This is a genomic window from Streptomyces sp. NPDC004539 (genome assembly GCF_040610055.1).
Classification (GTDB): domain Bacteria; phylum Actinomycetota; class Actinomycetes; order Streptomycetales; family Streptomycetaceae; genus Streptomyces.
In genome coordinates this window covers 95835-120499 of the sequence record NZ_JBEXLS010000023.1, presented here as the reverse complement: position 1 = coordinate 120499, position 24665 = coordinate 95835, and the positions used below count along the sequence as shown (strand labels likewise).

Genomic DNA, 24665 nt, shown 5'->3' with positions numbered 1-24665 from the left:
TCTCCGCACCTCTCGGCCAGGGCATCGGCTCCGCGGCCGGGCCGGGCCGGAGCCGTATGCCGCGCGGTTCACTGGCCGGTGGGGACGGCCGGGGTGGGAGCCTGGTCCAGGGGTTCGAGTCGGGCCCGCTGGATCTGTTCGTAGACCCGTGCGCGGAGTTCGGCGAAGCGCGGGGCGGAGCGGGTGTGCAGTTGGTCGCGTTCGTCGGGAAGGTCGATGCGCAGATCCTCCTTGACGACGGTCGGCGACTTGGACAGGACGATCGTCCGCTGGCCGAGGTAGACGGCCTCGTCGATGTCGTGGGTCACGAACAGGACGGTGACGCCGAGGTCGCGCCACAGCCGCCGGACGAGATCCTCCAGGTCCGCGCGGGTCTGCGCGTCGACGGCGGCGAACGGCTCGTCCATCAGGAGCACTTCGGGTTCGTACGCGACCGCGCGGGCGATGGCGACGCGCTGCTGCATGCCGCCGGAGAGCTGCCAGGGGTAGGCGGTGTGGGCGTCGGCGAGTCCGACGACGTCCAGCGCGTGCTCGACCAGCTGGGCCTGGCGCGCTTTGCCGAGTTTCTTGCGGCGCAGGGGCAGCGCGACGTTCTGGTGGACGGTCATCCAGGCGAACAGGGAGCGGCCGTACTCCTGGAAGACGACGGCCATTCCGGGTGGTGGGCCGCTGATCGGCCGGCCCTGGAGGCGCACCTCGCCGCCGGTGGGGTCGAGCAGTCCGGACATGCACTTGAGCAGGGTGGTCTTGCCGCAGCCGGACGGCCCCACGAGGCAGACCAGTTCGCCCGCGTCGAGGGAGAAGGTGACGTCGCGCAGCGCCTCGACCGTACGGCCGTGCCCGGTGTAGGTCTTCTGTAGATTCCGTATGTCGAGCAAGGACATGGGCACCTCCGGGGAGCCTGTCGGTCAGGAGTCACGCTGGGCGCGGCGTGAGCCGTGGTACCAGGCCAGGGCCCGGATCTCCACGAACTGGAAGAGCTGGGACAGCAGGAAGCCGAGGAGTCCGAGCAGCAGGACGCCGCTCCACATCTCGGGGATGGCGAACGAGCGCTGGAACTGCACGATCGTGAAGCCCAGGCCGTTGCTGGCGGCGAACATCTCGCTGATGACCATCAGGATGATGCCGATGGAGAGGGCCTGCCGCATGCCGGTCAGGATCTGCGGGCTCGCCGAGCGCAGCACCAGGTGCCACAGCCGGGACCACCCGGAGATCGCGTAGGAGCGGCAGGTGTCGTCGAGCACACTGTCGACGGCGCGGACGCCCTCGGCCGTGTTGAGCAGGATCGGCCAGAGGCAGCCGCTCGCCACCACAATGATCTTCATGGTGTCGCCGATGCCCGCGAACAGCATGATCACGGGAACGAGCACGGGCGGCGGAACGGCGCGGAAGAGCTCCAGGACCGGTTCCAGGACGTCCCGCAGTATCCGGCTCGAACCGACCGCGAGGCCCAGCGCGACGCCGACGACCGCGGCCAGCAGGTATCCGGCCGTGAGCCGCAACAGGCTGGGCAGCACGTCCGACCTGAGCCGGTCGGGCGTCCAGACCTCGGTGAACCTCTCCAGGATCGTGGCGAGCGGGGGCAGGTAGAAGTCGGTGCTGCCGGCGCTGGCGAACCACCACACCGCCAGCAGCACGGCGGGCAGGGTGACGGCGAGCAGCGCACGGCGTACGGCGGTGCGAGCTGACATGGTGCCTACCTCTCGGTCCGCTGGGACTGGTGCCAGTGCAGGACCCGGCGCTCGACCGCGCGCGCGGCCAGGTTGACCGCGACGCCGACGAGACCGGTCGTCAGCACCAGGGCGTATACCCGGGGCACCGCGCCGGACGACTGGGCGACGGCCAGCTGCTGGCCGAGGCCGGGTGAGCCGATGACGAGTTCGGCGGTGATGGTGAGGACGAGCGCCACGGTCGCGGCGAGCCGTACGCCGGTCATGACGTAGGGCAGCGCGGTGGGCCACAGGACGTGTCTGACCCGTCCCCAGGCGCCGAGCCGATAGGTGCGGGCGGTGTCCTGGGCCACCGGGTCCACGTCGTGCAGGCCGGCGAGGACCTGGACCAGCACCTGCCAGAAGGAGGCGTACACCACCAGGAGCAGTTTCGACCGCAGGTCGGTTCCGTACAGCAGGACCGCCACGGGGATGAGCGCGACGGAGGGGATGGGGCGCAGGAACTCGATGGTGGAGGCGGTGGCCGCGCGCAGCAGGGGGACCGAGCCGATGGCCACGCCGGTCACCGCTCCGGCCACGAGGGCGATGGCGAGGCCGATGCCCCAGCCGGTCAGGGTGTCACCGAGGGCGGTCCAGAACGCGCCCTCGCCGAGCATGTCCCAGAAGGCCCGGGCGGTCGTGGAGGCCGGTGGGAGGTAGTCGGGGGAGACGAGCGAGGTGCGGGGCAGCGTCTCCAGTACGAGCACCAGTCCGGCCAGCCCGGCGAGTCCGCGCAGGGCGGACGCGCTGGGGACCGGCCCGCGCCGGGCGGTTCCCGGCGCGGGGCTGTCGACGTCCGCGAGGGTCATGAGAACAGCGCCCCGATGTCCGGCTTCTTGTCGCCGAAGACGCCGTCCTGCTCGCCGAGTTCGGCCAGCTTCTCCAGGGAGGGGCGGTTCACGGCGGTCGGCCAGGCCGGCAGGATCAGCTTGTCCAGGACGTCGCCGCCGATCTTGGTGTAGGTGGTGAGGATGCGGCGTGCCTCGTCCGGGTGGGCGGACGCGTACTCCAGGGACGCGTTCATCGCCTCGGTGAACTTCTTGACGAGGTCGGGGTTCTGCTGCGCGATCTTCGTCGAGGTGAAGTACGCGGCGACGGTGAGCGCGGGGTCGGTCTCCGCGAAGGGAGAGGCGATGACGCGGGCGCCCTGGGCCTCGGCGATGGTGCGGGCGGGTTCGCCCATCCAGGCGGCGTCGACCCGGCCGTCGTTGAGGGCGGCGGGCATCTGATCGAAGGGGATCTCGACGAACTTGACCTTCGAGGGGTCTCCCCCGGCCTTGCGCACCGTCTCACGGACCGTCGTGTCGCCGATGTTCTGGAGGGTGTTGACGGCCACGGTGCGTCCGGCGAGGTCCTTGGCCGACTTGAGCGGGCTGTCCTTCTTCACCAGCACCCCGGTGACGTCGGCGCCCACCTTGCCGTTGGAGGCCGCGCCGTTGGCGACCGCCTTGACGGGTACGCCCTTGGTCTGGGCGAGCATCAGGGACGTGGTGTTGCTGAAGCCGAACTGGAACTGACCGCTCACCACACCGGGGATGATCGCGGCGCCGCCCTGCGCGCTGACCATCTTGAGGTCGATGCCGCGGTCCGCGAAGAAGCCCTGTTTCTGGCCCAGATACAGGGGTGCCACGTCGACGATGGGGATGATGCCGACCGTCACCCGCGTGGTCTTTCCGCCGGCCGACGACGACGCCTCGGTGCCGCCGGAGTCCGACGAACCGCATCCGGCGAGGCCGGTGACGGACGAGACGACCAGGGCGATACCCACCAAACGCCTGTGCATGAGTTCCTCCTTGAGCAAGAGCGGAACGAGACGGGCTGCCGCACGGGGAGAGAGGGGAACAGACGCGCCGACCGCGTCCGTGCGGCTCGGTCGGCGACGCCCCTGGATCTGGAAGAACCGCCCGGGTGTCGGAACCGGAGCGGTCGGACCCATGTTGTGCACTATCTTGACGACCGCAATGTACACACCTAGGTTCGCCGTGTCAGTCCCCGCGACGAAGGAACTCACCGCCCGTTTCTCCGCCCTCCACGCGCCGCCTCACGACGACGAGGAGTCCTGACCCATGCCGCACCGCACCGCCGCACCGTTTGTACGACCGTGGCCGCACACCGCGGCACGGCCCGCCCGGATCGGCCGGCCGTAGCCTTGCGCGAACGGCAGCCGTCCGGCCCGCCGGCCTCTCCGACCCGCTCCGCAGGGCCCTCGACACGACCGCAGTCGCTCCTGCTCGCCTTCTTCGGCAACCACGTCCTGGACGAGGGGCCCCTGTACGTCTACTCCGGAAGCATCATCGACGTCCTCGCCCGGACCGGAGTGGGTGAGCAGGCGGTGCGTTCCACGCTGAGCCGCATGGTCAACCGGTCTCTCCTCACCCGGCGCAGGAACGGGCGGCGCATGTACTTCGGGCTCACCCCGCTCGCCACCGAGATCCTCTGCGACGGCAAGCGCCGCATCTGGGAGACGAGCGCGGTGAACGAGGACTGGGACGGCACCTGGACCCTGCTCGGCTTCTCCCTTCCCGACTCCTGGCACAGCCGACGGCACGACCTGCGGTCACGCCTGAGCTGGCTGGGCTTCGGCCCCCTCTACAACGGCCTCTGGATCGCCCCCGGCCACATGCGACTCACCTCCCTGATCGAGGAGTTGAACCTCACCGCGCATGTGAAGGTCTTCCACGCCCGCGCCGACGACGCGACCGACATCCGCCTGATGGTCAGCGACACGTGGGACCTGGACTCCCTGGCGGCCCGGTACGCCTCCTTCGCACGGCGCTGGTCCGCCGCCGAGTGGTCCGCGCCCGACGCCCTCGCCGTCCGCCTGTGCCTGGTCAGCGAATGGCTCGGGATCATCCGCTCCGACCCCAGACTCCCCGCTCCCTGCCTGCCCCCCGACTGGCCCGCCCACCACGCGGAGGAGACCTTCCACCGCGTCGCCTCCGGCACGGAGGCGCCTGCCCGCGAGATGGCCTCCGCCGTGCTGGAAACTCTTCCGGGCACCACCACACCGGTGTGAGGCCCTCAGCCGCTCGCGGACGCCGCCGATTCGCGAGGTGCGCCGGTTCAGGGGACTCTGAAATACGGCTGGTGAGGACAGCCGGGATCTCCTCCCGTCTCCCTCACCCTCCCGTTTCCGCTCCCCCGACCGACTGGAGCCCCCGAATGTCGCTCAACTCACCGTCGGCCCCCATATCGTGCTCGGACGCGAATCGACGGAAGAAGCGCCGCGCGGTCGCGGTCGCCACGACGGCCGTCGCCGCCATCGCCGGTGTGGCGATCTCCGCGGCGGCTGCCCCGGCGGCCAAGGCCGGCGGGGAGGAGGGCAAGTCCCTGGACCAGCTCTACGCGGCGGCGAAGGCCGAGGGCGGCAAGCTGGTCGTCTACGCGGGCGGAGACTGGGCGAACCAGCAGGACGACACGAAGACGGCGTTCGAGAAACGCTTCCCCGGCGTCAAGGTCACGATGGTCGTCGACTACAGCAAGTACCAGGACGCCCGTCTCGACAACCAGCTCGCCACCGACACCGTGGTCCCCGACGTCGTCCAGCTCCAGACGCTCCAGGACTTCCCGCGCTGGAAGGACCAGGGCGCGCTCATGAACTACAAGCCGGCGGGGTTCGGCAAGGTCTACGACGCGTTCAAGGACAAGGACGGAGCGTGGGTCGCCACGGGGGTGCTCGCCTTCGGCGCCGCGTACAACAAGAGCCTCGTCGGCGCGAACCCGCCGAAGAGCGTGAAGGATTTCGCGGACCCGAAGTGGAAGGGAAAGATCGCCTCGGCCTACCCGAACGACGACGACGCCACGCTGTACCTCTACAGCCTGTACGTCAAGAAGTTCGGATGGAACTGGCTGGCCGGGACGGCGAAGAACACCGAGTTCCTGCGCGGCTCCGACTCGGCGGGCAAGCAGATGACCGAGGGCAAGAAGGCCATCGGCCTCGGCGGCTGGGTCACCCCTGACGCGGGCGCCGATCCGAAGGCCAAGACCGTCGGTATGCTGCCGCGCACCGACGACCCCTTCGTGGCGTGGGGCCAGCGCGAGGCGATCCTCAAGAAGGCCAAGCACCCCGCCGCCGCCAAGCTCTTCCTCAACTGGCAGCTCTCCAAGGAGGTCCAGAGCGGGGGTTGGTCGGTACGCACCGATGTCGCTGCGCCCAGCGGGCTGAAGCAGGTCTGGGAGTACAAGAACGCGAACGTGGACGGCTTCCCGAAGTTCATGGGGGACCGTGAGGCCGCCGAACGCCTCCGGCAGCAGATGACGGTCTACATCGGCGAGGTCAAGGGCAACCCCACCCCCGGCTACCTGGGCACACACCCCGGCAAGTGACGGACGAGGCTCACCGCGAGGAAGCTCGGCTGGTGGTGTGTCTTACCGTAGCGGCGTGGGTCGAGGGAGCGTGCCGCCTCGACTGCGCGCGGCTCCACCAGGCGTTCCAGCATGAACCCGGCGTCGAGGAGTTCGGTCAGGAAGGACTCCAGGGTCGTGCGACGGTAGCTGAGGGCGAACCGTTCGGTGAAGGGGAGTTCGACGCGTTCGGCGGAGAAGTAGGAGCCGCCGAAGTACAGCCAGTCGGCGGTCGGGTGGGTCGTGGAGACGAGGAGTCTGCCGCCGGGGCGCAGGACGCGGCGGATCTCGGCGAGGAGCTGTCCGCGCGCTTCGATGTGGTGGTGGACGAGCGCCATCACGACGAGGTCCCACGTCTCGTCGTCCAGGAAGGACAGGGGCTCCTCCAGATCGTGGCGGCGCAGCACGGCCCGGTCGCCGAGGCGGGCCGACGCGGCGCTCAGCAGTGATGCGCTGCCGTCGACGCCCATCGCGGTCGCGGCGCCGCGTGCCAGCAGTTCCGCGAGGAGGTGGCCGGCGCCGCAGCCGAGGTCCAGTACGTCCCTCCCCCGTACGTCTCCGGCGAGTTCCAGCATGGCGGGGCGGTCGGTGTGGGCGTTGTAGACGCTGTCCGTGGCCCAGGCCGCGAACAGTTCGCCCATCTCTCCGTGATATGCGGTTTCGGCGCTCATCCGGCCGATGCTCCCAGCGGCGGCGCCCGGTGTGCCAGGGGGTTTCAGGTGCCAGGGTGTTTCAGGTGCCCGCGGGCACCGGTCGCTGGTCCGGGCCGTCGTAGGAGGCCAGGGGGCGGATCAGTGCGTTGTGCGCGAGCTGTTCGGTGATGTGGGCGGTCCAGCCGGTGATGCGGCTCATGACGAAGAGGGGGGTGAAGACGGGGGTGTCGAAACCCATGAGGTGGTAGGCGAGGCCCGCCGGGTAGTCGAGGTTGGGGTGGATGCCCTTGCGGGAGGCCATCGCGTGCCGCAGGGCCGCGTGGAGGGTGGCCTTGCGGGTGACCTCGGGGTCGGCGGCGCGGGCGACGAGGCGGTCGAGGGCCTCCTGCATGACCGGGACCCGGGAGTCGCCGTGCTTGTAGACGCGGTGGCCGAACCCCATGATCTTCCGCCGGGCGGCGAGCGCCTCGTCCAGCCACTCCTGCGCGCGGGCGGGATCGCCGATCTCCTCCAGCATGTGCATCACGGCTTCGTTGGCGCCGCCGTGCAGCGGCCCCTTGAGCGCGCCGATCGCGGCGGTGACCGCGCTGTAGAGGTCGGAGAGGGTGGAGGTGACGACGCGTGCGGTGAACGTCGAGGCGTTGAAGCTGTGTTCGGCGTACAGGACGAGGGAGATCTCGAAGCAGCGGACGACGTCCGGGGCGGGGACGCGGCCGAAGCACATGTGGAAGACGTTCTCCGCGTACCCGAGTTCGGGGTCCGGCGGGATCGGTGCGAGACCCTGGCGGCGGCGCTGGTCGGCGGCGACCACGGTCGGCAGTTTCGCCAGCAGGTTCAGGGACTTGACGACACCACCGACCTCTTCCGTGGGGTCCTGCGCGCCGAAGAGGCTGACGGCGGTCCGCAGGACGTCCATCGGGTGGCAGGTCTCGGGGAGGCGGGCGAGGAGTTCGGAGGTGGTGCGGTCCAGGGGGCGCAGCGCGCGTTCACGGGCCCGGAACTCCGACAGCTGCCGGGCGTCGGGGAGTTCGCCGTACCAGAGCAGGTGGGCGACCTCCTCGAAGGAGCGGTGTGCGGCCAGGTCCTGGACCGGATAGCCGCGGTAGGTGAGGGAGTTGGTGGCCTGGATGACGGTGGAGATCTCGGTGGTGTCGACGACGACACCGGCGAGGCCGCGGTGGATCGCGGGGGCGGTGGTCATTGAGTGCCTGCCTTCAGTGATCAGGTGCCGGGTGGGAGGGTGAAGTCGAAGACGGCCGAGTCGAAGGCCGAGTACGCCTCGTAGCCGAGGAGTTGGTACAGCCGGGAGCGGGTCTGCATACGCGGGAGCAGGGCCTCCTGGGTGCCGTCGGCGGCGAGCGTGCGCAGGCCGTCCTCCACCGCGCCCATGGCCAGGCGCAGCAGGGTGACGGGGTAGAGGGCGATGTCGTAGCCGAGGTTCTCCAGGGTGCGCGCGTCGAGGAGGGGGCTCCTGCCGAACTCGGTCATGTTGGCGAGCAGGGGTACGTCGACGGCTTTGCGGAACGCCTCGAACTCGGCCTCGTCGGCGAGGGCTTCGGGGAAGACGGCGTCGGCTCCGGCGTCGACGTACGCCTTCGCGCGGTCGATCGCCGCCGTGAGGCCCTCGACCGCGCGGGCGTCGGTGCGGGCCATCAGCAGGAAGTCCGGGTCGCGACGGGCGTCCACCGCCGCGCGCACTCTGCGGACCATCTCCTCGCACGACACGACCGACTTGCCGTCGAGGTGGCCGCAGCGTTTGGGGTTGACCTGGTCCTCCAGGTGGAGCCCGGCGAGGCCCGCGTCCTCCATCAGCTGGACCGTGCGGGCCGCGTTCATCGGCTCGCCGAAGCCGGTGTCGGCGTCGATGAGGATCGGCAAATCCGTGACGCGGGTGGTCTGTTGGGCGCGTGCGGCGATCTCGGTGGACGTCGTCAGGCCGATGTCCGGGAGGCCGAGGTCGGCGGCGAGGACGGCGCCGGAGAGGTAGGCGGCCTCGAAGCCGGCGTCCTGGACGAGGCGCGCGGAGAGCGGGTTGAGGGCACCGGGCATCGTCAACAGCCTTGGCTGTGCGAGGCGTTGCCGTAGAGCCCGGCGGCGTTCGGCGGGGGTGGTGCGGGTGTGGAGCATCAGAACAGGCCCTTCGGGAGCTGTGCGTCGTACGCGTGCACGGCCTCGGTGTCGACGGACGGGAAGAGGCCGTCAAGGTCGGCCGCGCCGAGTTCGGGGAGGTGTTCGGCGGTGGTCAGGAAGGTGTCCTGGTCGGCGGGGGTGACGAGGTTCTCGGTGAGGGTGCGGAACTTGCCCATGTAGTCCGGGCGTTGGAAGGGGCGGGCGCCTGCCGGGTGGGCGTCGGCGACGGCGAGTTCGTCCTCGATCACCGTGCCGTCGTCCAGGGTGACGACCGCGCGTCCGCCGAAGGCGTGCCCCTGTTGGTAGCGGCGCGTCCACTCGGGGTCCTCGACGGTGGTGATGCGCCGCCACAGTCCGACGGTCTCCGGGCGGCCGGCCCGCTCGGGCGCGTAGGAGCGCTCGTGGTGCCAGGCGCCGTCCTCCAGGGCGACGGCGAGGATGTACGGGACGGAGTGGTCGAGGGTCTCGCGGCTGGCCGAAGGGTCGTACTTCTGGGGGTCGTTGGCGCCGGAGCCGATGACGTGGTGGGTGTGGTGGCTGGTGTGCAGGACCACCGAGCGGACCTTCTCCAGCGGGCCGGTCTTCTCACGCAGCCGCCGCGCCAGGTCGATGACCGCCTGGGCCTGGTACTCGGCGGAGTGTTCCTTGGTGTACGTGTCAAGGATGGCGCGGCGCGGTTCGCCGGGCTCCGGGAGCAGGACGGTGTAGTCGGCGTCCGGACCGTCCAGCATCCAGGCCAGGAACCCGTCCTCGCCCTCGTAGACCGGGGACGGGGAGGTCTCGCCGCGCATCGCCCGGTCGACGGCCTCGATCGCGGCCTTCCCGGCGAAGGCGGGCGCGTACGCCTTCCAGCTGGAGATCTCCCCCTTGCGGGACTGCCGGGTCGCGGTCGTGGTGTGCACGGTCTGCTGGACCGCCTGGTACACGGTCTCCGTCGGCAGCCGCAGCAGTGCGCCGAGGCCGCACGCGGTCGCCGCGCCGAGGTGGGCCACGTGGTCGATGCGGTGGGCGTGCAGGCAGATCCCCTTCACCAGGGCGACGTGGACCTCGTACGCGGCGACGACGGCGCGCAGCAGGTCGGCGCCGGTGCGGCCGGTGTGCTGGGCGACCGCGAGGAGGGGTGGGATGTTGTCGCCGGGGTGGGAGTAGTCGGCGGCCAAGTAGGTGTCGTGGAAGTCGAGTTCGCGGACGGCGGTGCCGTTGGCCCAGGCCGCCCACTCGGGGGAGACACGGGTGGGGGTGCCGAAGACCGAGGCTCCGGGGGCGGTGGCGGGGTGGGCGGTCGCCTGGGATCGGGCCACGGCGACCGGGCGGCGCAGGAGGGAGGCGACGGCGACCGCGGCGTTGTCGATGACGCGGTTGACGGCCATCGCGGCGCTCTCCGGGTCCGGTTCCCCGGTGGTGGTGGCGACGGACGCCAGCTTCCAGGCGAGCTGGTCCTCGCGCGGGAGGCGGGCGGCGCTGGGGTGGACTCGGACGCGGTGCTCGATCACGGGGCTCCTCGGGAGGCGGGCCTGCTGACGTGACCGAGCCTTCCCGTCCGGTGCGCCCGGGACCACCGCTCCAACCTGCGGAATCCGTACAGGCCGGGCCTGTGGATCTGCGAATGTTGCGGATTCTGCGGATGCTAGGTTCGCAAGGGTCGGGTCGTTCGGCGGAAGGTGCGTCATGGCGGGCAGGCAGTCCGGCCGCAAGGTCTACGCGCACGCCAAGCTGCGCCGTCTGCGGCGTGAGCACGGTATGAACCAGGTCGACATGGCCGGCGCGCTGGGCATCTCGACGAGCTACGCGAACCAGCTCGAACAGAACCAGCGTCCGCTCACGGCGTCCGTACTGGTGCGGATCGCGGAGGTCTTCGGCGTCGACGCCGAGTTCTTCTCCGAGGCGGACGAGGACCGGCTCGCCGCCGATCTGCGGGCCGCGCTCGCGGACGAGGCGTGCGGGGTGGCGCCGCCGTCCGTCGAGGAGATCACCGAGGCGGCCCGCGACCATCCCGAGGTGGCCCGCGCGCTCGTCGCCCTGCACCGGCGTTACCGCGACACGGCCGAGCGGGCCGCCGTGCTCGCCTCGCCCGGCGACGGCGTCCCGCTGCCGCCGTCCGAACCGCACGACGAGGTCCGGGACTTCTTCTACACGCACCACAACCACTTCGAACCGCTCGACACCCTGGCCGAACACACCGCCGAGGCACTGGAGTTGCGGCCGGGACGGTCCGCCGACCCGCTCACCGCGCGCCTCGCCGACCGCCACGGAGTGCGGGTCGTCCAGGCCGGACCGGGCCGCTCGGCCGACGCGCGCCGCTACGACCCCGACGCCGGACTCCTCTTCCTCTCGCCCTGGCTCAGGGACGGCCAGCGTGCCTTCCAACTCGCCACCCAGCTCGCCCTGTTGGAGCACGGCCCGCTCCTCGACGCGCTTTCCGGCACCGCCTCCTCCCCCGAATCGGCGGCCCTGACCCGCATCGGTCTCGCCAACTACTTCGCCGGCGCGCTCCTCATGCCGTACACGGCCTTCCACACCGCCGCCGAGGAGGTCCGCTACGACATCGAGCTGCTGTCCGCGCGCTACGGCGTCGGCTTCGAGACCGTCTGCCACCGCCTCAGCACCCTCCAGCGCACCGGCCGGCGCGGCGTCCCCTTCTCCTTCCTGCGCGTCGACCGGGCCGGGAACATCTCCAAACGCCAGTCCGCGACGGACTTCCACTTCTCCCGCCTCGGCGGCACCTGTCCTCTGTGGACGGTGTACGACGCGTTCTCCGCGCCCGGCCGCATCCTCACCCAGGTCGCCGAAATGCCCGACGGCAGACGCTACTTCTGGATCGCCCGCACCATCACCCGCGGCGGATTCGGCCACCACGCCCCCCGCGCGGAATTCGCCGTCGCCCTCGGCTGCGAACTCCGCCACGCCCACCGGCTCGTCTACACGGAGGGCATCGCCCTCGCCGACCCCCACGCGGCGACCCCCATCGGCCTCGGCTGCCGCATCTGCGAACGCCGCGACTGCGCCCAGCGCGCCCGTCCCCCGGCGGGCGGCCGGCTCACCATCGACCCCGACCGGCGTACGTACGTGCCGTATCCGGTGGAGACGCGCCCCTCATGACGACCACCGCCGCGCGGAGGCCGCATCCGGCTCACCGTCCTGGCCGGGGAGAGCCTGTATCCGGGCGGGGACGTGCTTGTGCCAGGGGGTGCCGGCGATGGGGTCGCGCCAGGTGAGGGTGTTGAGAGCGACGCCGGCGCGTTCGGTGGCGCCGTCGTCGGTGGTGCGCAGCAGGGCCGGCCGGAGTGGTCGGTGAGGGTCTCTTCGGCGAGCGATGACGTTGCAGGCACCAGCCCGCCGGGCATCCGCGCGCCCGTGACGGGGGTGGTGCGGGCCTTGTCGCCTCACGCGTGGAGGGATGTGGACGGCGCGGCCCGAACCGGTGACGCGGTCAGCCGAGCGGATTCGCGGTGTCGCGCAGGGCGGCGAGAGCCGGGCCGTACATGCGGGCCTTGATGGTGCCGAGCGTGGCGCCGTCCTTGCCCGCCTGTGCCCGGGCGATCTCGATGGCGGTCGTGCGCACCGCGTCCTCGGTGACGGCCTGGTCCACGATGCCGGCGGTCGCCGCGTCCACGCCCCCGTAGCGGCGGGCGGTGAGCATGGCCTCGTGGGCGGTCCGGGGCGTGAGCCGGGACTGGATGAGGGCGGCCATGCCGGGGGTGAAGGGGATGTTGATGTCCGCTTCGGGCAGGCACCAGTAGCCGCGGTCGGCACGCATCACACGGAAGTCGTGGGCGAGGGAGAACATCGCACCGGCGGCGAAGGTGTGCCCCTGGAGCGCGGCCACGGTGACGAGCGGCAGCGAGAGCATCCGCGCGAACAGTTCGTGGACGGAGACCACGTAGTCCTGGTGCCGGTCGGAGTGCGCGAACACCCAGTCCAGGTCGAGGCCGTTGGAGTAGAACTTCCCGGTGGCCGCGGTGACCAGGGCGCGGGGGCCTTCCGTCTTCTCGACCTGGTCGAGAGCGGTGTGGACGGCGGCGATCCAGTCGGGGTGGAAGCGGTTCTCTCCGTCTCCGAGGTCGAGGACGAAGACGTCGTCGTGGCGGTCGAGCGAGGGCATGGCGGCTCCTTGGTTTCGGTGGGGGAAACGGCGAACGGTCAGTTCTGGTGATCCGTGGTGGGGCGGTCACGCAGGGCGTGGACGAGCAGGTCGTGGATCTCTTCGGCGGCGGCCTCCAGCGGGGCGGTGCTCTGTTCGGCCCGGCACATGATCACCGCGCCTTCGACGGCGGCGATGACGAACGCGCCCAACCTCCGGCCGCGTTCCTCGGTCAGACCGTGCCGGACGAACAGGGCCGCGAGCGCCTCCCGCCACCGGGTGAAGACGGTGGCCGCGGAGCGGGCCGGCTGAGGCGCGTCGTCGTTGGTCTCCACGGCCACCGCCACGATCGGGCAGCCCGCCCGGAACCCGCTCTCCACGAGCCGGTCGCGCCACAGCGCGAAGAACGCGTCGACGGCCGCGACCGGATCGTCCGCCTGTGCCGCGGCGTCGATCAGGTCTCCGATGTAGTCCCCCGCCAGCGCCACCGCCTCGTCGATCAGCTGCGCCCTTCCGCCGGGGAAGTGGTGGTAGACCGACCCGCGCGGGGCGCCGCTGTGCGCCAGCACCCGGTCGATGCTCGTCGCGCTCGCGCCGTACTCGCGCAGCAGCGCGGCGGCGCTGAGAACCATGCGGTCACGACTGTCGCTCCTGCGCGGACTCACCCGCCCACCAGCCTTCCCGGAAATGGAGGCACGAGGCCGCCCCAGCGGCCTACCTGCCAGTAACTTATGCCATCTGACATAGAAAACACAACGGCCGGGGCGAGCGTTCCGCAACAGTCGCCACATCTCGACGGGCGAGGTCACGACCCGGTTAACCCGAGGGATATGCATTGCCTGTTGTACATCACTCGCTATACATTCGCCGTCAGCTTGGCTCGAAAGCGGCCAGAGGCTGCGACGAAGGGGTGTCCCGATGTCTGCACGACACATCCGAGGGGCCGCGGTGCTCGGTCTCGCGCTGGCCGCGTCCACGCTCACAGCGTGTTCCGGCGGCGCGTCGGACGATCGCCGGCAGGTGTCCGCCGGCGATCTGGTCTCCTCGCTCCCCGCCGCACAGGGCGACGTCGAACGGATCACCTGGAACCTCACCGGCGGTGAGCCGGAAACGCTCGACCCGGCGAACGCGGCGACCCCCCAGAGCGGTCAGGTGGTCCGCAACCTCTGCGACTCCCTGCTGACCCTGGACGCGAAGTTCGACCTCAGGCCCAACCTGGCGAGTTACGAGCAGCGGTCACCGACCGAGCTCGTCCTCACGATCCGCCCGGGCACCACGTTCTGGGACGGTTCCGCCGTCACCGCCGAGGACGTCGCCTTCAGCCTGCGCTGGGGAGCGGAGCCGTCGAAGATCACCAGCTATCTCTTCGCGAGTGTCGACTCCATCAAGGCGACGTCCGCCGACAAGGTCACCGTCACCTTCAAGCGGCCGGACGAGATGTTCACCAGCGAGCTGGCCAACATGGTGGTCATGAAGAAGTCGTTCGCCGAGAAGGCGGGCGCCGAGCTCGGCACTCCGGCCGGCGGCCTGATGTGCAGCGGGCCGTTCAAGCTCGACAAGTGGGTCAGCGGCGACAGCATCGTGATGAGCCGCAACGACGCCTACTGGAACCGCGACCGGCGCCCCTTCGCCAGATCGGTGAAGTTCACGTTCATCACCGACGCCACGTCCCTCGCCCAGTCGCTGAACGCCGGCGAGATCGACGGCGCCTACGAACTGTCCGCCTCCTCGGTACCGGCTCTGCGGAAGTCCTCGGCGGGACGGCTGGTCCTCGGGCCGTCTCCCCAGTCCATGAACATCTACGTCGCACGCCCGGACGGCGTCATGGCCGACGGCGGACTGCGTACCGCCCTGCAACGGATGATCGACCGCGAAGCCCTCGCCGCAGCGGTCTACCACGGGGCGGCCACTCCCCTGTACACCATGACGACGCCCGCGACCTGGCCCAACGCGCAGCGCGCGGCGTACGAGAAGGCGTACAAGTCCTTCGAGACCACCCGGTCCTACGACATGGACGCGGCGAAGAAGCTGGTCGGGCAGTCCTCCTACAAGGGCCAGGAGATCGTCCTGGCCGTCTCCGCCGGCGACGACGCCCAGGCGCGCACCGCGCAGTTGCTCCAGCAGCAGGGCCGGCAGGCCGGTCTCAAGATCAAGATCCAGAGCATGCAGCCACTGGTCTACGCCCAGGCGGGCTACGACGCGTCCAAGCGGCAAGGCATCGATCTGATGCTGTCGTCGAACTTCAGCGCCGCCCCCGACCCTCTGGAGACGATCGGCTTCACCTACCTGCCCGAGGAGACCTACAACTACACCGGATACGACGACCCTCGGGCCACCAAGCTCTTCGACCAGGCCCGAGGCACCTTCGACGCCGCACGCCGGGCCACGACGATCATCGAGATGCAGGCCCTGTACGAGAAGGCGGACGCGGTGATCCCCCTGGTCTCCACGAACACGACCACCTTCCTCAACAACCGCCTGACCGGGGCCGTCACCTCGTTCGCCTACTGGTCCATGCCGCAGATGGCCTACGTCGGCGCCGCGAAGAAGTAGAGGGGACGACATGTCTCTGTCCTCATCCGTCGGCGAGGTCCCCGCCCGACCCCGCGTCTTCCGGCGCCGTCCCCTGCTGTCCCTCGCGGCGACCTACCTCGTCGCTCCGGCCGCCACCGTCCTGTGCGCCTCCTTCCTGCTGTTCGCCGTGCTCGCCCTGGCCCCCGGCGACCCCGTCGCCCAACTGCTGGGACCGCACGCCTCGGACTCCTCGCGCGCCGCGATGCGGGCCAGGCTCGGTCTGGACGACCCGATGCCGGAGCGCTACTGGCACTGGCTCACGGGCGCCCTGCACGGAGACTTCGGCACCTCGCTGACCTACCGGCAGTCGGTCTCGGATCTGCTCGCGCCACGGCTGCTCACCACGCTTCTGCTCGTCGGCATGGCCGCCGTCCTCATCCTCCTCGCCGGCCTGGTCCTCGGCGGGATCGGCGGGACCAGCCTCCGCTGGCGCCCCCTGGTCAACGCCTTGACCGGGCTGGGCATCGCCGTTCCGGCGTTCATCGCCACGACCATCCTCATCAGCGTGTTCGCGGTGAACCTCGGCTGGTTCCCGACGAGCGGCGCGGGCAACGGCTTCACCGACCGGCTCTGGCATCTCACGCTGCCCGCGGTCGCCCTGTCCATCGGATACGCCGCCTATCTGGCCCAGTTGACCTCCAGCGCGATCGGCGAGGAGGCGCGGGCCGACCACGTCCTGACGGGCCGGGGCCGGGGTCTGCCCCGCTTCTGGGTCTTCCGGCGGCACATCCTGCGCAACGCCGCCCTGCCGATCATGACCGCGTCGGGGCTGACCGTCGCCGGTCTGGTCGCCGGTTCGGTGGTGGTGGAGCCCGCCTTCGGCATCGACGGCATCGGCTCCCTGCTGATCAAGAGCGTCTCCGCCAAGGACTACCCCGTGGTGACCGCCGTCAGCGTGCTGATCGTCACGGTCTTCGTCGTCGTCACCACGCTGCTGGACGCCGGTCAGCACCTCCTCGACCCGCGCCTGAGGAAAGGACGCTGACGGATGGTCACACTCACCACCACGCTCCGCGTCAGAAGCACCGGCCACCGGCGGTTCGGTGACCCACTGCTCCTGGTCTCCGCCGCGCTGGCCGCCGGGCTGGTGCTCCTCGCGGTGATCGGCCCCTGGATCGCGCCCTACGATCCGGCGGCCACGGACGTCCTCGCCGCGAGTCAGGGGCCGAGCGGCGCGCACCTGTTCGGGACGGACTCGCTGGGCCGCGACATCTTCTCCCGCGTGCTCACCGGAGCCCGGCTGAGCTTCGCGGGCCCCGGCATCGTCGTCCTGGGGAGCGCCGGTCTCGGCACGCTGCTGGCGCTCGCGGCGGCCTGGTACGGCGGCTGGGTCGACCGGTTGCTGAACCGGGCGCTGACCCTGCTGTTCGCGATCCCCGGTGTGCTGGTGGCCGTCATCGCCGCGGCGGTGTTCGGCGCCGGCTTCTGGGCACCGGTCCTGGCGCTGACCGTCGTCTACACGCCCTACGTGGCCCGAGTGGTGCGCAGTGTCGCGGTGCGGCAGCGTCAACTGCCGTACATCGAATCGCTGGAGCTCGCCGGTCTGTCGACCTGGCGGATCTGTGGTCGGCACCTGCTGCCCAACGTGGCGCCGATGGTGCTGGCCCAGGCGACGGTCGGCTTCGGGTCGGCGCTGATGGACTTCGGCGCGGTCTCGTTCCTGGGGCTCGGCATCCAGCCGCCGACCGCGGAGTGGGGCGTCATGGTGGCCGACGGCCGGTCCGAGATCCTGGACGGCGCCGTGCAGCAGAGCATGGCGGCGGGCCTGTGCATCGTCGTCTCCGTGGTCGCGTTCAACCTGCTGGGCGAGCGCCTCGCCCGGCGATTCGGAGGTACACGATGAACAGCGCGCCCCTGCTTCGGATGCGGGACGTCGGCATCACCACCGGAGGCCGCGGGAATCCGCGCGCGCTGGTCCGCGACGTGAATCTGACCGTGGCGGCCGGGGAGACCGTGGGGCTGGTCGGCGAGTCGGGCTCGGGCAAGTCGATGCTGGTCAAGTCCGCGATGCGGCTGCTGCCCCGGCACACCGAGGCGCACGGGCACCTCGACTTCGAGGGGCGTTCCGTGTTCGGCTTCTCGCCGCGTGAACTCGCCGCCTACCGCTCACGCGACGTCGCGCTCATCCATCAGGACCCGCGGGCCCACACCAACCCGCTGCGGACGATCGGCGACTTCCTCATCGAAGGCGTCGTGGCGGGCGGACTGTTCAGCCCCCGTGAGGCCCGGCGGCGTGCGTGCGAGACCATGGCGAGCATCGGTGTCACCGACCCCGAGCACCGTCTGACGCAGTACCCGCACCAGCTCTCCGGTGGCCTGCTGCAACGCATGATGATCGTGGCGGCCCTGCTGCACTCCCCCAAGCTGGTCTTCGCCGACGAACCCACCACCGCCCTGGACGTGACCGTGCAGTCGGAGGTGATGGCGATCCTCCAGGAACAGATCCGCGAACGAGGGCTCGGTCTGCTGTTCATCTCCCACGACCTGGATCTCGCCGCCGCCGTGACCGACTCCCTGGCGGTCATGTACGCGGGGACGGTCGTCGAACGAGGGGCCACCGCGGAGGTCCACTCCCGTCCCCTGCATCCGTACACGGCCGGGCTGCTCGCCTGCCGGCCCAGCGCGACGGCGGTCACCCGGCTCCAGCCGATCCCCGGCCGGCCGATCTCGGCGTACGAGGCGGGACCCGGTTGCGCGTTCGCCGCACGCTGTCGCTTCGCCACCGAGGAATGCCGTACGGACCGGCCGCACCTGCGCACGGTGGAGGACCGCCTGGTCGCCTGTCACCGCGTGGAGCGGATCGGCGCCGAACTCACCCGGGCGGTGCACTCATGATCCGGGCAGCCGTACCGGCCGACGGCGACGATCCCGTGCTCGTCGTGGATCGGCTGCGCAAGGAGTTCCCGGCACAGTCCCGTGGCGGCAGCGCCTCCGTCGCCGTCGACGACGTCAGTTTCACCCTGGAACGCGGAGGCTCGCTGGCCGTCGTGGGCGAGTCCGGTTCGGGCAAGACCACCACCGCGCGCGTCGTCGCCGGTCTGGAGCGGGCCACCAGCGGCACGGTCACCGTCACGAGCGGCGGCCGGCCGGTCGTCCGCCCCGTGCAGATGGTCTTCCAGGACCCCTTCGCCTCCCTGGACCCGCGCCAGCGCATCGGCTCCGGCCTGACGGAACTGCTGCGCGTGCGCTGCGGGTTGGGACGGGCGGCGGCTCTCGAACGGACGGCGGGTCTGCTGGCCGAGGTCGGACTGGACGAGCAGCACGCGTCCCGGCTCCCGCGCGAGCTGTCCGGCGGTCAGCGCCAGCGCGTGGCCATCGCGCGGGCGCTGGCCCTGCGACCGGAGATCCTGATCCTCGACGAGGCCGTCGCCGCCCTGGACGTGAGCGTGCAGGCGCAGGTGCTGAATCTGCTCCGTGGGATACGCGAACGTTCCTCGGTGGCGTTCCTGTTCGTCTCGCACGACCTGGCCGTGGTGCGCCAGGTCACCGACCACTGCCTGGTCATGCGGCACGGTCGCGTCGTGGAGCAGGGCCGCACCGCCGACGTGCTGGACCACCCCCAGAACCCTTATACGCAGGAGCTGCTGGACGCGGTACCCGGCCCCGGGTGGAAACCCCGGCGCCGAAGCGTCTGACGTCAAAACCGCCGTGAGAGGCCGAGAACATGGAACTGAACGCACATCACCGGTACCTCGTCGACAAGACCATCCCCGAGGCACTGGACTACGCCGCCCACCAGTGGCCGGACAACCTGGCGCTCACTCATGTCGAGGGCGGCGGCCCCACTCTGACGTGGGCGGAGCTGCGTGAGCGGATCGCCCGGGTGCGCACCGGGCTCGAACGCCTCGGCGTCTCCCCCGGTGACAAGGTCGGCATCATGCTGCGCAACCAGGTGGAGTTCCCGCTGACCTGGCTCGCGGTCATCGAGGCGGGCGCGGTCGCCGTGCCGATGAACCCCAGGTACACGCCGCGGGAGATCGACTTCGTGCTGAGCGACGCGGGCGCCCGCTGGCTCGTCGCCGCCGACGACGTCGTCACCGCCGCACCGGCCGAGGGGCACATCGGTCCCGTGCCGAGCGAGCGGATCGTCGCCGTCGGCGGACCGGTCGAGGGCGTGCACGGCTTCGCGACGCTCGCGGCGCAGGAGCCGGCGCCGCGTACTCACCGGGCCGATCCCGCAGAGGTGGTCAACATCCAGTTCACGTCCGGCACGACCGGGCTGCCCAAGGGGTGCCTGCTCACCCACACCTACTGGACGCAGCTCGGCGTCCACGGCGCGGCGATCGGCGGCGCACCCCAGCGGATACTGGCGGACCACCCCTTCTACTACATGCAGAACCAGGCGTACCTGATGATGGCGCTCACCGGAGGGGGCGGTCTGTACGTCACCGCAGGGCTCAGCCGGCGCAAGTTCATGAACTGGCTCGTCGACCACCGGATCGACATGGCGTGGATCGACGAGGGCATGCTCGACTTCCCGGAGAGCGAGGCCGACGGGCGCCTCGCCCTGAAGCAGGCGCCCGTGTCGGCCCTGCCGCCCGCCCTCCACCAGCCGCTGGAGGAGCGCTTCGGCCTGCGGGCGCGCGAGCTGTACGCCAGCACCGAGGTCGGCAACGGCACGTACGTCCCGTACGAGCGGACCGACACGGTCGGCACCGGCTCCATGGGGTGGTGCTTCCCGCACCGTGAGTCGAAGGTCATCGACGGCAAGGGCGACGAGGTCGCACCCGGCGGTTCGGGCGAACTGTGTCTGCGGGGCCCCGGCATGATGCTCGGCTACCACAACCGGCCCGAGGCCAACGCCGAACTCTTCCTGCCCGGCGGCTGGTTCCGCACCGGCGACATCGTCCGCAAGGAGACCGACGGACAGCACTTCTACGAAGGCCGCGTGCGCGACGTCATCCGCCGCAGTGGGGAGAACATCGCCGCCGCCGAGGTCGAACTCCAGATCATGGCCCTGCCCCAGGTGGACGAGGTCGGTGTGATCCCCGTTCCCGATGCGCAGCGGGACGAGGAGGTCAAAGCCGTCATCGTGCTCAAGCCGGGGGCGAGCCTCACCGCGAAGGAGGTCGAGACGTGGTGTCTCCAGGGGCTGGCGCGCTTCAAGGTCCCCCGTTACATCGAGTTCCGGGACGCCTTGCCGCACACGTCCAGCGGCAAGATCGCGAAGGCGGAACTCCGTGCCGAACCGCACGGCGACAGCGTCGTCGACCTGCGTGCCGACTGAATCGGGCCGGTCCGCCTCTGCGGCAACCGCGTTCAGCGCGCGGGGAGTTGTGCGGCGGGCAGTACCCCGAGGAACCGTTCGAGCGCGGCCTTCTGGCGCTCGGGCGTCCAGATCTCCGGGTGCTCGACCACGGACAGGGCCATGCCGGAGACCCACACGCGCACCATGTCCACGGTGCCGCCGAGTTCGTCGGCCGGTACCAGTTCCTCGACTCCCCGCACCAGGACCGCTCGCATCGCCGACTCCATGCGGTCGAGGTTCCGCCGGATGACGGGCTCGGCGACCTGGCGCGTCAGCAGCGCCACCCGTGCGCGCTCCTGCATCAGCGCCTCCTCGGTGTCGGGCAGGAACCACTCCAGGGCGGCCCTCAGCCGCTCACGAGGGTCGGTGATCTCCGCCAGCTCGTCCAAGGCGGTGTCGGCGTCCGCCCGCACATGGGCGAGCAGGGCGTCGAGAAGGGCCTCGCGGTTGGCGAAGTAGTGTGTGATCAGCGTGATGGACCCGCCCATCCGCCGCGCGATCTTCCGCAGCGTCAGCTCGGCCAGTCCCCCTTCGCTCAAAGCGTGCACAGAGACCGCCACAATGTCGCGCACGCGCTCTTCCGGGTCCACATACCGCGGCACCCGAACCTCCCCACCGCTCAGCCCGGACCACGGTCCGGCACACCCTGCCCACCCTGTTGTATAACAAGCGCATCATATCCTGGAGGCAAGCCGTGAGTTTCACCGTCGTCGAAACCATGACGCCCGAGCCACCGTCCGAGTACGCCCAAGAGCACATGGTCCCCATGCGCGACGGGGTCGAACTCGCCACCGACGTGTACCTTCCGCAGGACGCGACGGCCCACTCTGCCATCCTGGTGCGGACCTGCTACGACAAGTCGAGTCGCTACACCGCCCTCACCGCGGAGGCCGAGTACTACCGCGCGCGAGGCTTCGTGTTCGTCACCCAGGACGTGCGGGGCAAGTTCCGCTCGGCCGGCGACACCCTCCCCTACGCCCATGACGTCGCCGACGGCTACGACACGGTCGAGTGGATCACCGGGCAGCCCTGGTCCAACGGCCGTGTCGGCGTGACCGGCCAGTCGTACTACGGCTTCACGACGTGGGCCGCCGTGGCGAGCGGTCACCCGGCCATCGGGGCGGCCGTCCCGATGGTGACGGGCATCGACATGGGCGCCGGGCACGTGGGAGCGCAGTGGGGCGGGCGTGTCCCGTCCCTCGCGGGGCTCAACGACCTCCTCCAGATCTGGACCGACCACAACGGCTACCTCGCCGAGATCGACTGGAGCGCGGACACCGTCGAGAACGTCATCGCCGCGGCCCGCGACCGGATCGGCGCGTGCGGGGCGGCGACGGACATGCTGGAGCGTTCCGTCGGCCAGGGCTGGTACAACCCGTTCGGAGACAGGCACCCCCACCACACGACGTCCGTTCCGATCCTGCACTGGCAGAACTGGTACGACCCCGGCCTGGCGCCGCTGGGGCTGAGCGACTGGCGGTACTTCCGCTCCCTGGCCGGCCGGCGCGACCTGCACTTCCTGCGCGTCGGATCGGCCGACCACTCGGGCTACCTGCTCGAAGACGTGGGCGCCGGGGACGAGCGCAACCCGTACCTCAGCGAGACCGCGCTCGCCGAGAAGATCGAGTCCGAGTGCGGCGAGGTGGCGGACTTCTTCGACGAGCACCTCAACGGCGTACGGCCGGCCCGGCCCAGGCCGCGCGCCCGGTGGCACGTCGGGCACGTCGGCTGGCAGACCTCGCAGGAGTATCCGCCCCCGAGCGAGCCGCTCACCTTCCATCTCTCCGCCCACGGCACGGGGACGCACGCCCTCGCCCCGCGGCCGGACGAAGAGGCCACATCGCTGACGTGGACCCACGACCCCGACCACCCGGTCCCCTCGACCACCGACATCGAGTCGATCTGGTACCTGCTCGCGGCGTACCCCGACGAACGCGCCCTCGCCGACCGGGCCGACGTGCTGACCTTCCGGACGGAACCGCTCACCGCGCACGTCGACTTCGCGGGCCAACCGGTCCTCACCGGACAGTTCTCGTACTCGGCACCGTCGACGCACGTCTTCGCGAAGCTCCAGGACGTCCACCCCGACGGCACCACCCACCCGATCTCGTGGGGCCGGGCGGTCCTGTCCGAGCGGGCGGGGAACACCCTGACGCTGGCCATGGACGACAACGCCTACCGGCTCCGCCGGGGACACCGCCTCCAGTTGCAGATCCAGTCGAGCGACTTTCCGCACCACGCCGTCCACCCGGGCAGCGACGCGAACCCGTGGCTCGACACGAAGAAGTCGTCCAGCACGCAGAGCCTGCGCGTCGGAGGCGACGGGGGCGCCCGACTCGTCCTGCCCACCGTCACCGTCGTCGCGCCGGGAGACGGCCGTCAGGCGTAGGGCGATGAACTCCCGTGCCGGGTCGGCACGGCAACCACACTGGAAGCAGGAAGAGGGGCGCACGATGACGCAGGATCTGATCTGGCACAGCGCACAGGAACTCGGGGAGCTCTACCGGGCCCGGAAGGTGTCCCCGGTCGAGGTGGTGGAGGCCGCGCTGGCCCGGATCGAGCAGGTGGAGCCCGCTCTCAACGCCATGGTCACGGTGACGGCGGAAGCCGCCCGCGTGCGGGCTCGCGAGGCGGAACGCCGATTCGCGGCCGGTGAGGACCTGCCCCCGCTCTACGGCGTGCCCATCACCGTGAAGGACCTCACCGACACCGCAGGTGTCCTCACCACCTACGGCTGCAAGGCCTTCGCCGAGCACGTTCCGCAGGAGGACGCGCTCGCGTGGGCGCGGCTGAAGCAGGCCGGCACGATCCTGCTGGGCAAGACGACCACACCGGAGTTCGGGCTCCTCGGCGTCACCGAGAGCAAGCTGACCGGCACGACGGGCACGCCCTGGGACACTCGCCGCGCGGCCGGCGGCTCCAGCGGAGGCGCCGCGGCCTCGACCGTGGCCGGCTACGCCCCCGTCGCCTGGGGTTCCGACGGCGGCGGTTCCATCCGGGTGCCGTCCTCCCTGTGCGGGGCGGTGGGCATCAAGCCGACGACCGGGCGCATCCCCCACGCGGACAACACCGAGCCCGACGCGACCGAGGGCCCGATCACGCGCCGCGTCGTGGACGCCGCCCTGCTGCTGGACGCCACGGTCGGACCGCACCCCCGCGACCGGTTCGCCCTCCCCTCCACCGGGGACCGGTACGCCGACGCCGCCACCGCGGCCGGTGACCTCACGGGCATCCGCATCGCGGCCAGCTTCGATCTCGGCCAGGGACCGATCGATCCCGAGACCCGCCGTGTCTTCGCCGCCGCCCTGGAGGACCTGCGCGCCGCCGGCGCCGTCGTCGAGGAAGTCGCCGTCGAACTGCCCGACCCGCTCGACTACTTCATCGCGTACTGGGGGCCGGAGTACCTCACGTACGTCGACCAGATGCGCGAGTACGGCCTGGAGATCTGGCCGACGATCGAAGCCATCGCCGACAGCGCGCGCTCTCTCGGTGTCCTTGAGATCAATGCCGCCGTACGGCAGACCAAGACGCAGATCTACGACGCGTACGCCGGAGTGCTCGAACTCTTCGACCTCTTCGTCTGCCCCACCACTCCCGTACCCGCGTTCCCTCACGCGGGTGACCTGGGAGGCCCCTCCGTCGTGGACGGCACCACCCTGAAGAACCCCGGTCTCCACCTGCACAGCATGACCGAGTCACCGAGCCACGCCGGCCTGCCGGCCATGTCGGTACCCTGCGGATTCACCGCCGAAGGGCTCCCCGTGGGACTCCAGTTCGTCGCACCGCTCTACGCCGACGCCGCCATGATCTCGGCCGCCGCCCGGTACGAACGGTCCACCGCCTGGTGGACCCGTCACCCGCAACTCTGAACACGCGGACGTCCCTCCCGGCGGCCGAGTCCGGGCCGGGAGGGACGTCGTGTGCGG

At 70.7% G+C, this 24665-nt stretch carries 22 protein-coding genes; 11 read left to right on the top strand and 11 right to left on the bottom strand.

Features of this window, described 5'->3' with window-relative positions; translation table 11 throughout:
- Positions 1-68 precede the first annotated feature (68 nt).
- Genes ABZX85_RS36765 through ABZX85_RS36750 form a run of 4 tightly spaced genes read right to left on the bottom strand, consistent with a single transcriptional unit; the run spans position 69 to position 3492 of the window.
- Complete coding sequence (locus tag ABZX85_RS36765) at positions 69-884, bottom strand: ABC transporter ATP-binding protein (protein WP_355878813.1); 816 nt, start codon at positions 882-884, stop codon at positions 69-71.
- Between the two features lie 24 nt (positions 885-908).
- The gene (locus ABZX85_RS36760; RefSeq protein ID WP_355878810.1) at positions 909-1691 is read right to left on the bottom strand and encodes an ABC transporter permease; all 783 of its coding nucleotides are present in this window, start codon (positions 1689-1691) and stop codon (positions 909-911) included.
- Between the two features lie 5 nt (positions 1692-1696).
- Positions 1697-2518 carry an ABC transporter permease gene (locus ABZX85_RS36755; protein WP_355878807.1) on the bottom strand — a complete coding sequence of 274 codons (822 nt, stop codon included), beginning with the start codon at positions 2516-2518 and terminating at the stop codon, positions 1697-1699.
- On the bottom strand, positions 2515-3492 hold the full coding sequence (locus ABZX85_RS36750; protein ID WP_355878804.1) for an ABC transporter substrate-binding protein: 978 nt from the start codon (positions 3490-3492) through the stop codon (positions 2515-2517). The genes ABZX85_RS36755 and ABZX85_RS36750 overlap by 4 nt, the downstream gene beginning before the upstream one ends.
- Positions 3493-3858: 366 nt before the next feature.
- Between ABZX85_RS36750 and ABZX85_RS36745 the strand changes: the two genes are divergently transcribed.
- Entirely contained in the window at positions 3859-4725 is an 867-nt protein-coding gene (locus tag ABZX85_RS36745; protein ID WP_355878974.1) for a PaaX family transcriptional regulator C-terminal domain-containing protein, read from the top strand.
- 146 nt (positions 4726-4871) lie between these two features.
- Positions 4872-6035: an extracellular solute-binding protein gene (locus ABZX85_RS36740; protein ID WP_355878801.1), complete on the top strand. Its 1164-nt coding sequence runs from the start codon at positions 4872-4874 to the stop codon at positions 6033-6035.
- On the opposite strand, the gene ABZX85_RS36735 is transcribed toward ABZX85_RS36740, so the two are convergent.
- The 4 genes from ABZX85_RS36735 to ABZX85_RS36720 form a co-directional block, all read right to left on the bottom strand.
- A complete protein-coding gene (locus ABZX85_RS36735; RefSeq protein ID WP_355878798.1) occupies positions 6008-6724 on the bottom strand; it encodes a class I SAM-dependent methyltransferase in 717 nt (238 codons plus the stop codon). The genes ABZX85_RS36740 and ABZX85_RS36735 overlap by 28 nt on opposite strands.
- A gap of 61 nt (positions 6725-6785) precedes the next feature.
- Positions 6786-7907, bottom strand: coding sequence for a bifunctional 2-methylcitrate synthase/citrate synthase (locus ABZX85_RS36730; protein ID WP_355878795.1), 1122 nt, complete (start codon positions 7905-7907; stop codon positions 6786-6788).
- A gap of 20 nt (positions 7908-7927) precedes the next feature.
- Entirely contained in the window at positions 7928-8833 is a 906-nt protein-coding gene (gene prpB, locus ABZX85_RS36725) for a methylisocitrate lyase (RefSeq protein ID WP_355878792.1), read from the bottom strand.
- Positions 8833-10329: an MmgE/PrpD family protein gene (locus ABZX85_RS36720; RefSeq protein WP_355878789.1), complete on the bottom strand. Its 1497-nt coding sequence runs from the start codon at positions 10327-10329 to the stop codon at positions 8833-8835. Before ABZX85_RS36720 ends, prpB begins: the two co-directional genes overlap by 1 nt.
- A gap of 175 nt (positions 10330-10504) precedes the next feature.
- On the opposite strand from ABZX85_RS36720, the gene ABZX85_RS36715 reads away from it, so the two are divergent.
- Positions 10505-11935, top strand: a complete 1431-nt coding sequence (locus ABZX85_RS36715) for a short-chain fatty acyl-CoA regulator family protein (protein WP_355878786.1) — start codon at positions 10505-10507, stop codon at positions 11933-11935.
- A 331-nt stretch (positions 11936-12266) separates the two neighbouring features.
- Here ABZX85_RS36715 and ABZX85_RS36710 read toward each other — a convergent pair whose 3' ends face one another.
- On the bottom strand, positions 12267-12938 hold the full coding sequence (locus tag ABZX85_RS36710) for an enoyl-CoA hydratase-related protein (RefSeq protein WP_355878783.1): 672 nt from the start codon (positions 12936-12938) through the stop codon (positions 12267-12269).
- Between the two features lie 38 nt (positions 12939-12976).
- Positions 12977-13549 carry a TetR/AcrR family transcriptional regulator gene (locus ABZX85_RS36705; protein WP_355878780.1) on the bottom strand — a complete coding sequence of 191 codons (573 nt, stop codon included), beginning with the start codon at positions 13547-13549 and terminating at the stop codon, positions 12977-12979.
- Between the two features lie 286 nt (positions 13550-13835).
- Here ABZX85_RS36705 and ABZX85_RS36700 point away from each other — a divergent pair, with 286 nt between their 5' ends.
- The 6 genes from ABZX85_RS36700 to ABZX85_RS36675 are packed head-to-tail and all read left to right on the top strand — an operon-like array spanning position 13836 to position 20718.
- Positions 13836-15470: an ABC transporter substrate-binding protein gene (locus ABZX85_RS36700; RefSeq protein WP_355878777.1), complete on the top strand. Its 1635-nt coding sequence runs from the start codon at positions 13836-13838 to the stop codon at positions 15468-15470.
- A gap of 10 nt (positions 15471-15480) precedes the next feature.
- Positions 15481-16476, top strand: a complete 996-nt coding sequence (locus tag ABZX85_RS36695; RefSeq protein ID WP_355878774.1) for an ABC transporter permease — start codon at positions 15481-15483, stop codon at positions 16474-16476.
- A 3-nt stretch (positions 16477-16479) separates the two neighbouring features.
- The gene (locus ABZX85_RS36690) at positions 16480-17334 is read left to right on the top strand and encodes an ABC transporter permease (RefSeq protein ID WP_355878771.1); all 855 of its coding nucleotides are present in this window, start codon (positions 16480-16482) and stop codon (positions 17332-17334) included.
- The gene (locus ABZX85_RS36685) at positions 17331-18326 is read left to right on the top strand and encodes an ABC transporter ATP-binding protein (RefSeq protein WP_355878768.1); all 996 of its coding nucleotides are present in this window, start codon (positions 17331-17333) and stop codon (positions 18324-18326) included. The genes ABZX85_RS36690 and ABZX85_RS36685 overlap by 4 nt, the downstream gene beginning before the upstream one ends.
- Complete coding sequence (locus ABZX85_RS36680) at positions 18323-19126, top strand: ATP-binding cassette domain-containing protein (RefSeq protein ID WP_355878765.1); 804 nt, start codon at positions 18323-18325, stop codon at positions 19124-19126. Before ABZX85_RS36685 ends, ABZX85_RS36680 begins: the two co-directional genes overlap by 4 nt.
- A 29-nt stretch (positions 19127-19155) precedes the next feature.
- A complete protein-coding gene (locus tag ABZX85_RS36675) occupies positions 19156-20718 on the top strand; it encodes a class I adenylate-forming enzyme family protein (protein ID WP_355878762.1) in 1563 nt (520 codons plus the stop codon).
- A 32-nt stretch (positions 20719-20750) separates the two neighbouring features.
- On the opposite strand, the gene ABZX85_RS36670 is transcribed toward ABZX85_RS36675, so the two are convergent.
- The gene (locus ABZX85_RS36670; protein WP_355878971.1) at positions 20751-21299 is read right to left on the bottom strand and encodes a TetR/AcrR family transcriptional regulator; all 549 of its coding nucleotides are present in this window, start codon (positions 21297-21299) and stop codon (positions 20751-20753) included.
- 134 nt (positions 21300-21433) lie between these two features.
- Between ABZX85_RS36670 and ABZX85_RS36665 the strand changes: the two genes are divergently transcribed.
- Positions 21434-23128, top strand: a complete 1695-nt coding sequence (locus tag ABZX85_RS36665; protein WP_355878759.1) for a CocE/NonD family hydrolase — start codon at positions 21434-21436, stop codon at positions 23126-23128.
- A 64-nt stretch (positions 23129-23192) separates the two neighbouring features.
- A complete protein-coding gene (locus tag ABZX85_RS36660; protein ID WP_355878756.1) occupies positions 23193-24608 on the top strand; it encodes an amidase in 1416 nt (471 codons plus the stop codon).
- The last annotated feature ends 57 nt before the right edge of the window (positions 24609-24665 follow it).

Coding starts and splice junctions, on each gene's coding strand:
- ABZX85_RS36750 (WP_355878804.1), bottom strand. CDS start 3,492: ATGCACAGGCGTTTGGTGGGTATCGCCCTGGTCGTCTCGTCCGTCACC.
- ABZX85_RS36715 (WP_355878786.1), top strand. CDS start 10,505: ATGGCGGGCAGGCAGTCCGGCCGCAAGGTCTACGCGCACGCCAAGCTG.
- ABZX85_RS36700 (WP_355878777.1), top strand. CDS start 13,836: ATGTCTGCACGACACATCCGAGGGGCCGCGGTGCTCGGTCTCGCGCTG.
- ABZX85_RS36740 (WP_355878801.1), top strand. CDS start 4,872: ATGTCGCTCAACTCACCGTCGGCCCCCATATCGTGCTCGGACGCGAAT.
- ABZX85_RS36735 (WP_355878798.1), bottom strand. CDS start 6,724: ATGAGCGCCGAAACCGCATATCACGGAGAGATGGGCGAACTGTTCGCG.
- ABZX85_RS36730 (WP_355878795.1), bottom strand. CDS start 7,907: ATGACCACCGCCCCCGCGATCCACCGCGGCCTCGCCGGTGTCGTCGTC.
- ABZX85_RS36685 (WP_355878768.1), top strand. CDS start 17,331: ATGAACAGCGCGCCCCTGCTTCGGATGCGGGACGTCGGCATCACCACC.
- ABZX85_RS36695 (WP_355878774.1), top strand. CDS start 15,481: ATGTCTCTGTCCTCATCCGTCGGCGAGGTCCCCGCCCGACCCCGCGTC.
- ABZX85_RS36660 (WP_355878756.1), top strand. CDS start 23,193: ATGACGCAGGATCTGATCTGGCACAGCGCACAGGAACTCGGGGAGCTC.
- prpB (WP_355878792.1), bottom strand. CDS start 8,833: ATGCTCCACACCCGCACCACCCCCGCCGAACGCCGCCGGGCTCTACGG.
- ABZX85_RS36765 (WP_355878813.1), bottom strand. CDS start 884: ATGTCCTTGCTCGACATACGGAATCTACAGAAGACCTACACCGGGCAC.
- ABZX85_RS36705 (WP_355878780.1), bottom strand. CDS start 13,549: ATGGTTCTCAGCGCCGCCGCGCTGCTGCGCGAGTACGGCGCGAGCGCG.
- ABZX85_RS36675 (WP_355878762.1), top strand. CDS start 19,156: ATGGAACTGAACGCACATCACCGGTACCTCGTCGACAAGACCATCCCC.
- ABZX85_RS36690 (WP_355878771.1), top strand. CDS start 16,480: ATGGTCACACTCACCACCACGCTCCGCGTCAGAAGCACCGGCCACCGG.
- ABZX85_RS36755 (WP_355878807.1), bottom strand. CDS start 2,518: ATGACCCTCGCGGACGTCGACAGCCCCGCGCCGGGAACCGCCCGGCGC.
- ABZX85_RS36680 (WP_355878765.1), top strand. CDS start 18,323: ATGATCCGGGCAGCCGTACCGGCCGACGGCGACGATCCCGTGCTCGTC.
- ABZX85_RS36710 (WP_355878783.1), bottom strand. CDS start 12,938: ATGCCCTCGCTCGACCGCCACGACGACGTCTTCGTCCTCGACCTCGGA.
- ABZX85_RS36760 (WP_355878810.1), bottom strand. CDS start 1,691: ATGTCAGCTCGCACCGCCGTACGCCGTGCGCTGCTCGCCGTCACCCTG.